Below are 12734 nucleotides of genomic sequence, written 5' to 3'. Positions count from 1 at the left end.
GATTAAAAAATAGATATGCTAGTTGACACTTTCAAAATAATGAATCATTCCTCCTTCCGGAAGATGATATTTCTGTGTATTGGTTTCTGACTCGCTGTTTCCGCTGTTTTCCAGAAAAGAATTACTGAACAGGGCGTAAGACGGCTGCTCGGCAAATTCATTTTTCAGCATCTGATGGGCCTCTACTACTGTTTTACCATAAAGCTTTTTAAAATTTCCGATCGTATACTGCGAAAACTTTCCATAGTGAACGATGAATTTCAACGACATGTCAATGGCTGTACTGAGCTCCTTGCTCAATTCTTTTATCTTTTGGTTAAAAGCATCCCGCATTTTCCAAAGCATCGTTGAAATATTCTGATAGGACGGTTTGTCATCATATCTGTAAAATAAAATGGCATCGCCCTCGATCTCAGAAATTTCAAAATACTGATCATTCATATCGATCAGCGTAGATAGTAGTTGTCTTACAATATATTCTCCTGTATAAAGTTTCGTATTGAACACAAATTCAGTAAACCCGCTGAAATCAGGAATAAGAATAATACCTTCATGTATATTTGTATTCTTCATAATGATTATAGTTTAAAAACCTGCTGCATCCTTATAGACGAAGCAGGTTTCATTTTACTTTATTGCCAGCCGCCGCCAACCGCTCTATATAGAGATGTAATAGCATTTAAGCGTTGGGCTTTCAGGGAAGCGAGGTCCAGTTCTGCCTGAAGTTTGTTGCTTTGCGCGATGATTACTTCCACATATGTTGCTGAATTGTATTTAAATAAAATATCAGCTTTCTTCACGGCTTCACCGGATTTCGCAGCTAATCCTTCTGCAATTTTCTGCTGTTCTTCCAGCTTCTGGATCTGTACCAGCGCATCAGAAACTTCTCCAACCGCTTTTAAAACGGACTGCTTGAAATTAATTTCAGCCTGATCTGCCAGCACTTTAGACTGCTCATACTGCGTTTTTAACTGTTTTCCGTTTAAAATAGGCTGTGCAATCATTCCTGCCGCCATTCCGAAAAGCGAACCGGGAACACTGAACCAGTGACTGGCCTGGAAAGCATTCAATCCGCCCTGAGCAGTAATATTCAGGGAAGGATACATGCTCACTTTTGCCACGTGGATCGCAGCAGCACTTTTTCTAACTTCGAGTTCTGCAGTTTTAATATCCGGTCTGTAGCTTAACAGCTCTGAAGGAATTCCTGCTGCAATTTTGTCCGGCGACTGTACATTATTCAGGCTTGCACTTCTCTCAATCTTATCAGGCATTGAACCTGTCAGAAGACTCAATGCATTTTCCTGAACTGCGATAGAACTTTCAATGGCAGGAATCGTCTTTAAGATCTGATCTTTTACAATTTCCTGTTGCTGCACGGCAAGAGCAGTCGCTAAACCTAATTCCTGCTGCTTGGTTAAAAACTTCAGGGTCGTATCCGAATATTCCAGATTGGATTTTGTGATCTGCAACTGGGTATCCAGCATGAGTAAGTTGTAATATCCCTGGACTACTGATGCCACCAGCTGGGTTTTCACCGCTTTTGCCGCTTCCTGGGTTTTAAGATATTCTGTCAGAGCCTGTTCTTTTCTTCCTCTGATCTTTCCCCAGATATCTGCTTCCCATGAAATGTTGACCGATGTGGTATAATCTTCTGTATATTTTTTTCCCATGAACTGTCCGGCCATCATTCCGTTCATACTGTTGTCTGAAGGTCGACTGATACTGGCATTTCCTACCGTTGCACTGATGGTGGGAACATTCCCCCACTTGCTCTGGTTATAAGCAAGGGAGGCGTATTCTATCTGTTTTAATGCCACAAGAAAATTATTATTCTGTGCAATGGCTTTGTCGATAAGACCAACCAGAATCGGGTCTTTAAAAAAGTCCTTGTAGCTGGTCTTTGCTATATTGTCCTGAACATCCGCAACGATACTGTCACTTCTGAAAGCTTCAGGCATTTTCACTTCAGGCTGTTCATATTTCTGAACTTTGCACGAAACGGCAACTCCTGAGATCAATGCGATATATGCTATATTTTTAATTGAATTCATTTTAATAATCATTTGGATTAATATTCCCAGTCGGCTTCCGTTATTACTTTTCCGCTCATTCTTTCATGTAAAGCCTGGAAGACTACAAACAGCACCGGCACCACGAAAATTCCTAAAACAGTTCCGAAGATCATCCCGGAAACCGCTGCATATCCGATAGAATGGTTTCCTAACGCTGATGGTCCTATGACAAACAGCAATGGAAGAAGTCCCGCAATAAATGCCAATGACGTCATCAGAATCGGACGCAGACGGGCTTTGGCACCTTCTACCGCAGAAGCAATAAGACTTTTTCCTGCTCTTCTACGCTGAATGGCAAACTCCACAATCAGAATCCCGTTCTTAGCTAAGAGACCGATCAACATGACCAAGGCAATCTGAACGTAAATATTGTTGGAAAGATCCGCCATCGTAATTCCCACAAATACTCCTGATAAACCTACAGGAATCGCAATAAGTACAGCAAACGGAAGCACATAACTTTCATACTGCGCCGACAGAAGGAAGAATACAAACACAATACACAATCCGAAGATCATTACCGACTGTGAACCTGCACTTACTTCTTCACGGCTCATTCCTTTGTAATCGTAGGTATATCCCGGAGGAAGAACCTGCTTGCTCACCTCATCAATAGCCACCATTGCCTGTCCTGTACTGAATCCCGGAGCCGGCATTACCGTTAAGTTGGAAGAGTTGAAAAGATTGAAACGGTCTACCACTTCTGCTCCTGTTACCTGTTTTAAACTTACCAATGTATTGATAGGAACCATTTCGCCTGAATTATTTTTAACGAAAATACCGTTCAGTGATTCTTTGTCTTCTCTCATTTCCGGAGTAGACTGAACCAGTACTCTGTAATATTTCCCGAATCTGTTGAAATCCGAAGACTGAATACTTCCGTAATAACCCTGCATCACGCCCAACACATCGGAAACATTCACTCCAAGCTGAGCTGCTTTTACCTCATCTACCAACACTTCAAACTGTGGATAGGATACATCAAACGTTGTAAATGCCACCGCCACTTCCGGTCTCTGCATCAAGGCGCCCATCATTCCGTAAGAGATATTTCCGAGATTCTGAAGTTCGCCGTTGGTACGGTCCTGAAGCACAAGCTCCATACCGCTGGTATTCCCGAAACCGTCTACCGTAGGTGTATTGATGACAAGGAAATTCGCTCTTTTATCCTGGGAAAGTGTTCCCTGAACCTGACCGATAATGTCATTGATATTACTTACATTTCCTCTTTGCTCTGTTTTTTTCAGTTTAACGAAAATAGAAGCTGCTGAAGATGACATGGATCCACTGAATAAGTTCAGTCCATCCACCGAAATCACTTTTTCTACTGCGGGATTTTTCATTAACAGATCTTCCGTATCAGAAACTACTTTGGTGGTTCTGTCTTTCGAAGCTCCCGGAGCAAGATTGGCGGTTACGATGATAAAACTCTGGTCTTCATCAGGAATAAATCCTTTAGGTGTCGTCATAGACATCCATGCGAACAAACCTCCAAATCCAACAATGATGATGGCTGCTATCCATCTTCTTTTTAACAGGAACAGGATCGCTTTTCCATAACGGAAGGTCAGTTTATTAAAGCTTGCATTAAAACCGGCAAAGAAACGGTCTTTAAAGTTCATTTTCTCATGAGTACCCGGATGGTGCTGTTTCAAAAATATAGCACACAAAGCCGGACTCAATGTCAATGCATTAACCGCTGAAATTACAATGGCAATAGCTAATGTCAAAGCAAACTGCTGGTAAAATAATCCTGTAGAACCACTCATAAAGGCTACCGGAACGAATACCGCAGACATAATCAGGGTAATGGAAACAATAGCACCTGTAATTTCACTCATCGCCGACATGGTCGCAGCCCTTGGGTTAAGCTTTTTATGTTCCATTTTAGCATGGACTGCTTCCACGACGACAATGGCGTCATCCACCACAATACCAATGGCCAGTACCAGGGCAAATAACGTCAGGATATTAATAGAAAAACCAAATAAATTCATAAAGAAGAACGTTCCCACAATCGATACCGGAACTGCAATGGCCGGGATCAGTGTAGAACGGAAATCCTGCAGGAAGATATACACCACGATGAATACCAGGATAAATGCCTCGATCAAAGTATGAATCACCTGATCAATGGATTGGTCCAAAGCTTCTTTCGTCGCATAAGGAATTTCATAGGCCATTCCTTCCGGGAAGGATTTTTCAAGCTCTTTCATTCTTTCCTGAAGGGCGATCTGCACCTCATTAGCATTGGATCCGGCCATTTGGAAAATAGCCATTGTCACTGACGGTTTTTTATTGAAATTAGAAGAAACGGTATAGCTATACGCCCCGAATTCTACTTTGGCAACATCTTTTAATTTTAAAACAGAACCGTCGCTCAGTGCTTTAATCGTAATATTTTCATACTGTTCAGGCTCAGTGAATTTGCCTTTGTAACGAAGAACATATTCCATCGCTTCTTTACTTCTCTCCCCGAGTCTTCCCGGTGCCGCCTCAAGGTTCTGAGTCTGGATCGCCCGTGAAACATCTGCCGGCGTAAGGTTATAAGAGGTCAGCTTATTGGGATCAAGCCATACTCTCATGGAGTAATCCTTGTTTCCGTATACCATGGCGTCTCCTACTCCTTTTACCCTTTTCAGGTCAGGAACGATGTTGATTTTAGCATAGTTTTCAAGGAAAAGATCGTCCATCTTACCGTCTTTGCTGGTTAATGAAACCATCGCAATCATACTGTTCTGTCTCTTCACCGTTGTGATTCCGGCCTGAATAACTTCTGCAGGAAGCTGGTTCGTCACCTGCGCTACCCTGTTCTGAACGTTAATGGCAGCCTGATCCGGATCTGTACCCAGTTTAAAGATGACTGTGATACTTAACGTACCGTCGTTACTGGCTGTGGACGTAATATAGTCCATATTTTCAACCCCGTTGATGGCGTTTTCCAATGGCGGTGCTACGGATCTCGCAATCGTTTCCGCGTTGGCTCCCGGATAGGCAGCCGTTACCATTACGGTAGGTGGAGCGATATCGGGAAATTTTGTGATCGGCAGACTGATCATACCGACGATACCCAGAATAACAAGCAATACGGATATAACCGTTGCCAGTACGGGCCTTTTTATAATGGTCTTTAACATGATTTTTTCTTACGATTTTTTCGGTTGAGCATTCTTTTTCTGAGCGACTACGGGCGTTCCCGGCTGCAGTCTGTCGAAACCTGTTACGATGTACTCATCACCGGCTTTTAATCCTTTTGATACGATGAAATTATCTCCGGCCTTTCCAGTGACTTCTACCGGAAGCATCACTGCTTTTCCTCCTTTGATGGAGAATACAAAGATCTTATCCTGAATGGTTCTCGTAGAAGCTATCGGAAGAAGAACTACGTTGCTGTAAAACTGGTCCATCACAATTTTCCCGGTATTCCCGCTTCTCAAAAGGTTGTCCGGATTGGTGAATTTTGCTCTTAAAGTGATGGAACCTGTGGTTTTGTTGAACTGTCCTTCCACCGCATCTATTTTTCCGGTCTGTGCATATTTTTCGCCCCCGGAAAGCAGAAGAGAAACTGCCGGTGTGTTTTTGATGATCTCATTGATGTTGCTTCCCGCCTGTTGTTTCTGGAAGCTGTTGAAATCATTTTCACTCATGCTGAAATAGGTATACACCTCATGAATGTCTGATAAAAGTGTGATCGGCTCCTGATTGGAGGGCGTCATTAAGCTTCCAAGACGGTAATTGAACCTTCCGATAAATCCGCTTACCGGTGCTTTGATCGTAGAGAAATTAAGATTGATCTTTGCGGATTCAATGGCAGATACCGACTGACTTACCGCTCCTCTTGCCGCGTTGTAAGCAGCTTCTGCTTCTTTCACCTGGATATCAGAAACCATTTTATTTCTTAATAATTCCTTTTTTCTATCCAAATCAATTTTGGAAGTGGAAAGATTGGCTTGAGCTGTGATCAGAGCTGCCTGAGCACTTTTCATCTGCTCGCGGAAGATCTGGTCTTCTATTTTGAACAGAGGCTGTCCCGCTCTTACATAATCTCCTTCATCTACGAAGATCTTGCTTAAATATCCCGTAACCTGTGGTCTGATCTCTACATTGGAAATTCCTTCCACGGATGCTGCATATTCTCTGGAAACAGAAGCGTCTCCCTGCTTCACTTTTTCTATCGGAAGTTCAGGGGCCTGCTGTTGAAAAGCCTGGTTTTGATTGTTTTTCCTGCACCCCGCCAAGACGATCAGCGAGAGGAAAAGTATAGTTGATTTTTGAATAAAAAATCTCTGCATAACAATATTCCTTTTAAATTTACGGGGCAAAATTCGCCTTAAAAAAATTCAATCGAAATATTCAAAAAACTCCTTGTTTTGTCAAAAAGACTCCTGATTCTTCAAAACATGAGAAATATCATTTAACACCTTCAATAGAATACATAAATAATATAATTCCACTTTTTATATCAAAAAACAGCAATAATTTAGCAAAAAGACATCAATTATAAAATTTCCAAAATACAAAACACTGATTGTCAATACAAATCATCTTTTTTGTACTCTAATGGTGATTTCCCAACATGCTTTTTAAAAAATTTGCTGAAAGACGCCTGATCAGAGAACTTCAGCTCCACCGCAACATGATTGACATTGAGGTTCGGATTTCTGAGAAGAAGTCTTGCTTCCACAGCCAATACCTGATGAATAATATCTCTAGGGGATTTGAACATGGTCTTATTGATCACTTTGGTTAGATATTTCCGGCTGATGCAGAGTTTGTCGGCATAGAACTGTACATTATGCTCTTCTTTAAAATGTTCCCGAACCAGCGTAAAGAAGCTGGTTGTCAGTTCATCCTCACGATGGGTCACCTGATGGGGTTTTTCAATCTTTTTGAAATAATTGTCGATCTCATAGATCACGAGTGAAAAGTGATGCCAGATCATTTCATTGAAGTAATAATCTTCTTTCTCCGCATTGTTAAGGGCCTTTAGCTCATCAAGGTGGAAATCCAGCCTTCTATAGAGATCAGGTTCATTTCTGATAATATGAGTAGGATCTGCTGAAAGGCTTTTCAATACATCATTCGATTTGTAATTAAATCCGGCATCAGAAATAAATTCCAGGGAAAAGAAGATATATTTTGCTTTGTATTCTTCTGAGATCATATCTACCCAGAATATTTCTGAAAAAGGACAGAAAATGACGTCGCCTTCCGATACATCATAGCTTTTGTCATCCAACCTGAAACGAATACTTCCCTGCTGGACCATAAAAATGCAGAAATAGTCTGAACGGTATGGGGTATTGAGCTTGATAAGATAATTAGCCTTATCAATTTCCATGACCACAAATTCCTTTACCCTGAGATCAAACTCTACATCCCGAAGAAGCTCTTCAAAAGTAAATACGGATACAAATTCTGAGGGGTTTTCGGTAGACTTTTTAGCCATGAAGGATGAATTAGAGTACGAAATTAGGGTATTTGAGTGAAAGGGGCAAAATCAAAAAAAAGATTAAGCGGATAGAGAAAACTCTTTGATTTTACAATTCAATGATCAATTCTTTTTCATACCCATTATATTTTTCATCGATATAGCCATGCGGGTTGCAGATCACCTCGGTTTTCCCGATGTTGTATCTGCATGGGGTATGGATATGTCCGTGAATCCAGTACAGTGGCTGGTGCTCTGTAATGAAATCTTCAAGATTGGAGGCATAAGCGGAAGTCACGGGATCTTCTTTGTATTGTTCCGGAACAGACTGAATGCTGGGCGCGTGATGGGTAACGACAATATTCTTTAAGCCTTTAGAGTTTTCCAGACTTTCTTTTAACCACAGCTTTGAAAACTGATGAATTTTAAAGGTATCAATGGTCCTCATTTTTGAATAGGAAGGATCCCGTCTGATCATTTTATAATCATTCATTTTAGGCTGACAGATCATTCCGTAATGTAAAGGATTTCCGAAAATAGAAAAATCCGTCCATAGTGTGGCTCCGTGAAATCTGATTCCGTCAATATCCACGGATTCATTTTCAAGAACAAATACATTGGATCCTTCAGCTGCCTGTTTTATCTTGTTTAAGGTTTTAGGATAGGAACCTTTATAATATTCATGATTTCCCAGAACATAGATGACAGGCTTATTTCCTATTTTTGATTTGATCCATTCAATTCCTTTGGTCCCAAGATTAACATCTCCGGCCAATATGACAACATCCGCATGATCAAAAAATAAATCAGTCGATCCGAATTCCTGATGAAGGTCGCTGATGATCTGTATTTTCATGCTGCTAAAATAAAAAGAACCGGCACAATAATGCCGATCCTATCATATAGTTTGTATATTTTTAATAAAAACTGAACTTATCAGTAATAATATTTATTTAAGTTTATATGTTCTTTTGTCTTGAAACAAAATGAACCAAAAATTCAAGGCTGGAATCTTTCGCTAAAAATTAAAACTTGCTTCTAAAATTCCCAAACTCGTGCGGATTCATTGTTACCGCTTCGGTTCAATATTCTTCCCGCACTCAAACAGTGGGAATTTTTTAACGAATCAAATTATAATTTTCTTAACGCTACAGCTTCCTAGGCCAACATTATCGGCCATAATAAAAATGATACTATCAGACATATTTATAAGCCAATAACTATTATAATTTTATACGTTCTTTTGTCTTGAAACAAAAATGAACCAAAAATTCAAGACTGGAATCTTTCGCTAAAAATTAAAACTTGCTCATAAAATTCCCAAACTCGTGCGGATTCATTGTTACCGCTTCGGTTCAATATTCTTACCGCACTCAGACAGTGGGAATTTTTTAACGAATCAAATTATAATTTTCTTAACGCTACAGCTTCCTAGGCCAGGATACAGGCTAAACTACGAAAGGAAGCAGGTGTATTCAAAATATTTATACTACAGCTTAATCAACGGCAGAGACGTCTTCTTTACTCTCCTCAAAATAGAAAGTAACAATAATTTCTTTGCGTTGAAATCATGGATTTATACATATTTCTCTTTTTATGAAACAGCAATTTCCGTCTGCCTGATTTTTAAACTTTTAAAGATAAAATACAAAAGCATTCCAAGAGCCAGTAAAGCATAACCTACCAGGATGATTAAACTCAAATCTCCAACCGCATATTTTGACGGAAAGATCTGACTCATCAGAGTCATGAACGAAAGGCCGATACCCGCTCCCAGAAAGTAACTGGTAGAACTTAAGCTGGAGGCCACACCATAATGAGAAGGCTCCACATCCTGAATTCCCATCACCGAAAGTGCCGTAAAACAGAAGGTCATTCCGATTCCTGAAATACAGGCTGCTCCCAACAATACCACTGCCAAAGGATGCCCTGTATACACCGCAATCAGTAGGGATAAAGCGCCTGTCAGCATAAAACTCCATCCGAAAACACCCATTTGTGAAGAACTTAATCTCTTGGAAACATGAGGTAAAACAAATTTTGCCGCCAGTGCAGACATGATACTGAACGGTACAAGCATCAACCCTGCTGATGCTGCACTATGTCCCATATCTTTCTGAAGCATTAATGAAATTAGAAAAAGAAATCCTATGAAAAATGCTCCCAGTGTAAAGAAAACTGCATTAGAAATCATCAGCGATCTGTGTTTCAATAACTGTAAATCGATCAAAGGCTGAGCTACAGATTTCAGTCTGATAAATACAGCAGTCAAAAGTAAAACAGCAAGTACCAGAGAACCGATGATCATCATTGGATTTTCTTTGATATGAACCAATTCATGGGTTCCGTAGGTAAGACTCAGCAGGCCTAAAACCAGCAGCATTCCTGAAATGAGATCTGTTTTTTGTCCGGCTTCGCTTTTTTCATCTGCAGGAAGGTACTGGTAGGCAAAAATCAGGGTCAATAAAAGAATAGGAACATTGATCAGGAAAACCCAGTGCCAGCTCAGATAAGTACTGATAATTCCTCCTACAGAAAGCCCGCTTCCGGAACCGATCGCAGCAAACGAACTGAAAATCCCGATCGCCCGGTTACGTTCCTGCTCTTCCCTGAAAGTATTCGTCACAATGGATAAAGCGGAAGGCATGATCAAAGCCGCTCCCAGTCCCTGAAGGGCACGGAATACAGCCAAGACTTCAAAGCTTTGCGAAAGTCCCGCTCCCAATGATGTCAGCATAAAAATAAGAGCTCCAATAAGGAATATTTTTTTACGCCCGATCTGGTCCGAAAGTTTTCCGCCAATAATCAGGAAACCTCCAAAAAACAGTACATAAAGGGTCTGCAGCCACTGTACAGTCTCCGCCCCAATATGAAACTGCTCCTGAATAGAAGGAATCGTTAAATTAATAATGGCAATATCCAAAGCCTCTACAAAAGTTCCTACTGATGCTAATATTAATATTAAATTTTTCCTTGTACTCATAGATTTAAATTTCCTGCAAAATTAATTTTAAAAGAACATATGTAAAAATTATATAGTAAATTTGGAACAAATTTGTATTTTTATCAAATTTAAAAGAACAAATACATTATCACCATTAATAACAAGCTTAAAAACAGAACAAATGACCGCAGAACATTACATTCCCGATGAAAAGGACCTTTCTATCCTGCGTTTACTACAGAAGGATGCCAAAATGAGTGTGCGTGATATTTCCGCAAGGATCAATTTAAGCCCCACACCCACTCATGAACGGATCAAGCGGATGGAAAAGCTTGGCATTATAAGGGAGTATACGGCTGTACTAGACCGTAAAAAGGTAAATAAAGGCATGATGGTGATCTGCATGATTGCCCTGAATGTTCACAATAAAAAAACAGCCGGAAAGTTCATTGAAGAAGTAGGAAAACTGAAAGAGGTTGTAGAGTTTTACAACATCAGCGGGGATTTTGATTTTATGCTGAAGATCCTGGCTCCAAATATGGATGACTTCCATGAGTTTTTTGTCAATAAGCTCTCTGAAATTGAAGGAATCGGGCAGACGAAAAGTATTTTTGTGATGAACAGCATTAAGGAAAGCACGCAGATTTTATAAAGGATGGAAGCGGGAAGATGGGAGATGGAGGCGCTTTCAGTCTGTAAATGGATTCAAGAGCTTTTTAAGATCCTTGTCAAGTTTTAAAACCATGACAAAGACTTTTACCAAATTCATACTAAATTAAAACCTCAAATATTCAATAAAAACGAGATTGATTACCCTTTCTCACTACAGTAACTTCCCGCTTCCATCTTCCCGCTCCCCATCTTTTAAGAATCTTTTAATATTTTAATTTCCTTATTCTATTCAGGAATTGCTAAATTGAAGATTCATTTAAATTCACTGAATATGCCCTGGAATCCTGACGTTTACAATCAATTTAAAAATATCCGTTTCAAACCGTTTTATGATCTTGCCGAGCTGATCACCGATGAAAGTAACATGAAAGCAGTAGACATCGGATGTGGAACAGGTGAGCAGACTGCCATCCTTACGGATAAACTTCAAGGAGCTGTTTTTACTGGAATAGATTCTTCTCCCGAAATGCTTGAAAAATCCAGGACCCTTGAAAATGAACGTCTCCACTTTAAATTATCGACAACTGAAGCTATGCTTGATGCTGATGAAAGCTGGGATCTTATTTTCAGTAACGCTGCCCTGCAATGGTCCGACAACCATCAGGAATTATTTCCAAAGCTGATCTCCAAACTGAATGTGGGTGGTCAACTAGCTGTACAGATGCCTTATCAGCCGGGAAATACCCTGAATAAAATTCTTTTTGAGCTGGCGGATGAAGAGCCGTTTAAATCTCAGCTTAACAGCTGGAACCGTCCTTCTGCCGTCCTGACCATTGATGAATATGCACAGATCCTCTTCGATAACGGCATTCAAGATTTGAATCTTTCCCAAAAGGTATATCCTATTATTGCCGAAGATCATGATACCCTATTCAACTTTATCTCAGGATCGGCCTTGATTCCTTACCTGGAAAGACTTGATGAGGAACAGCAAAAAACCTTTACAACAGAGTTCAAACTGCGTATTACGAGGAATTTTCCAAAACTTCCGGCTATTTATGCTTTCAAAAGAATCCTGCTGTATGGGAGAAAAAATAAATAAAAAAAGCCCTGTTTACTTCTAATACAGGGCTTTTTTGAATAGTCTTATCGTATTGCTATTTCCAATAATTCCAGACCGTTCCGTCAAAAACAGCAAACGTTTTACTGGCTGTATCGTAGCATATCATTCCCGGGTACGGATTTTTCACATTGAGATGCGGCGAAGATATTTTGGGAAGAATCATCGCTTTATCTGATGATTCAAGGACCAGCACTCCATCTGCGCTACCTTCCTTATTACCTATCACTACTCCATTTCCGGCTTCATCCGAATCATTAGGTATTACTGATGCAGCATTTCCCACATCACTAAGCGCTTTCCAAGTATTATTTTCGTACACCTTCACTTTGCCATCGGATGTATCAAATACAAATGTTCCGTTTGCCGGACTGCCTGCAGGAATTCCCTGTGTTGCCGGAAGAATAAGCCCTTTTGTATTGGTGGATGTATTATTGAAATCCAGTATGGTGCTTCTTCCGTCAATTGTTTCTTTCCCTATAGCGACCTGAGTGTAAAAAACATTAAAAATCATCAATGTCAGCGCTATACTTATCTTTTTTATAGGTTTCATAT

At 40.2% G+C, this 12734-nt stretch carries 10 protein-coding genes; 2 read left to right on the top strand and 8 right to left on the bottom strand.

The genetic code is table 11. The annotated features are described in order from the left end of the window. Nucleotides 1-18 precede the first annotated feature (18 nt). The 7 genes from V6R96_RS05820 to V6R96_RS05790 form a co-directional block, all read right to left on the bottom strand. A complete protein-coding gene (locus tag V6R96_RS05820; RefSeq protein ID WP_111954495.1) occupies nt 19-573 on the bottom strand; it encodes a DUF2652 domain-containing protein in 555 nt (184 codons plus the stop codon). Between the two features lie 59 nt (nt 574-632). Next, nucleotides 633-2051: an efflux transporter outer membrane subunit gene (locus V6R96_RS05815; protein ID WP_336378288.1), complete on the bottom strand. Its 1419-nt coding sequence runs from the start codon at nt 2049-2051 to the stop codon at nt 633-635. Between the two features lie 17 nt (nt 2052-2068). Then, complete coding sequence (locus tag V6R96_RS05810) at nt 2069-5209, bottom strand: efflux RND transporter permease subunit (protein WP_336378287.1); 3141 nt, start codon at nt 5207-5209, stop codon at nt 2069-2071. Between the two features lie 9 nt (nt 5210-5218). Continuing rightward, nucleotides 5219-6364, bottom strand: coding sequence for an efflux RND transporter periplasmic adaptor subunit (locus V6R96_RS05805; protein WP_336378286.1), 1146 nt, complete (start codon nt 6362-6364; stop codon nt 5219-5221). A 239-nt stretch (nt 6365-6603) separates the two neighbouring features. Further along, the gene (locus tag V6R96_RS05800; protein ID WP_111954487.1) at nt 6604-7521 is read right to left on the bottom strand and encodes an AraC family transcriptional regulator; all 918 of its coding nucleotides are present in this window, start codon (nt 7519-7521) and stop codon (nt 6604-6606) included. Between the two features lie 91 nt (nt 7522-7612). Next, nucleotides 7613-8359, bottom strand: coding sequence for a metallophosphoesterase (locus tag V6R96_RS05795; RefSeq protein ID WP_336378285.1), 747 nt, complete (start codon nt 8357-8359; stop codon nt 7613-7615). Between the two features lie 738 nt (nt 8360-9097). Next, a complete protein-coding gene (locus V6R96_RS05790) occupies nt 9098-10486 on the bottom strand; it encodes an MFS transporter (RefSeq protein WP_336378284.1) in 1389 nt (462 codons plus the stop codon). Between the two features lie 142 nt (nt 10487-10628). On the opposite strand from V6R96_RS05790, the gene V6R96_RS05785 reads away from it, so the two are divergent. Beyond that, nucleotides 10629-11099: an Lrp/AsnC family transcriptional regulator gene (locus tag V6R96_RS05785; RefSeq protein ID WP_336378283.1), complete on the top strand. Its 471-nt coding sequence runs from the start codon at nt 10629-10631 to the stop codon at nt 11097-11099. A 291-nt stretch (nt 11100-11390) separates the two neighbouring features. Further along, on the top strand, nt 11391-12161 hold the full coding sequence (locus tag V6R96_RS05780; protein ID WP_336378282.1) for a methyltransferase domain-containing protein: 771 nt from the start codon (nt 11391-11393) through the stop codon (nt 12159-12161). Nucleotides 12162-12216: 55 nt separating this feature from the next. Here the strand turns inward: V6R96_RS05780 and V6R96_RS05775 are convergent, their stop codons facing one another. Next, nucleotides 12217-12732 carry a hypothetical protein gene (locus V6R96_RS05775; RefSeq protein WP_336378281.1) on the bottom strand — a complete coding sequence of 172 codons (516 nt, stop codon included), beginning with the start codon at nt 12730-12732 and terminating at the stop codon, nt 12217-12219. Between the last annotated feature and the right edge of the window lie 2 nt (nt 12733-12734).

Origin of the sequence: Chryseobacterium sp. CCNWLW53 (assembly GCF_037083525.1) — a bacterium.
In the GTDB taxonomy this organism is placed as follows: Bacteria; Bacteroidota; Bacteroidia; order Flavobacteriales; family Weeksellaceae; genus Chryseobacterium; species Chryseobacterium lathyri.
Note: the sequence above shows the minus strand (reverse complement) of the source record. Positions and strands in the feature narration are given on the sequence as shown.

Excerpts from the sequence above, each read along its gene's own strand:
- V6R96_RS05820 (WP_111954495.1), bottom strand. The coding sequence starts at position 573 with ATGAAGAATACAAATATACATGAAGGTATTATTCTTATTCCTGATTTC.
- V6R96_RS05815 (WP_336378288.1), bottom strand. The coding sequence starts at position 2,051 with ATGAATTCAATTAAAAATATAGCATATATCGCATTGATCTCAGGAGTT.
- V6R96_RS05810 (WP_336378287.1), bottom strand. The coding sequence starts at position 5,209 with ATGTTAAAGACCATTATAAAAAGGCCCGTACTGGCAACGGTTATATCC.
- V6R96_RS05805 (WP_336378286.1), bottom strand. The coding sequence starts at position 6,364 with ATGCAGAGATTTTTTATTCAAAAATCAACTATACTTTTCCTCTCGCTG.
- V6R96_RS05800 (WP_111954487.1), bottom strand. The coding sequence starts at position 7,521 with ATGGCTAAAAAGTCTACCGAAAACCCCTCAGAATTTGTATCCGTATTT.
- V6R96_RS05795 (WP_336378285.1), bottom strand. The coding sequence starts at position 8,359 with ATGAAAATACAGATCATCAGCGACCTTCATCAGGAATTCGGATCGACT.
- V6R96_RS05790 (WP_336378284.1), bottom strand. The coding sequence starts at position 10,486 with ATGAGTACAAGGAAAAATTTAATATTAATATTAGCATCAGTAGGAACT.
- V6R96_RS05785 (WP_336378283.1), top strand. The coding sequence starts at position 10,629 with ATGACCGCAGAACATTACATTCCCGATGAAAAGGACCTTTCTATCCTG.
- V6R96_RS05780 (WP_336378282.1), top strand. The coding sequence starts at position 11,391 with ATGCCCTGGAATCCTGACGTTTACAATCAATTTAAAAATATCCGTTTC.
- V6R96_RS05775 (WP_336378281.1), bottom strand. The coding sequence starts at position 12,732 with ATGAAACCTATAAAAAAGATAAGTATAGCGCTGACATTGATGATTTTT.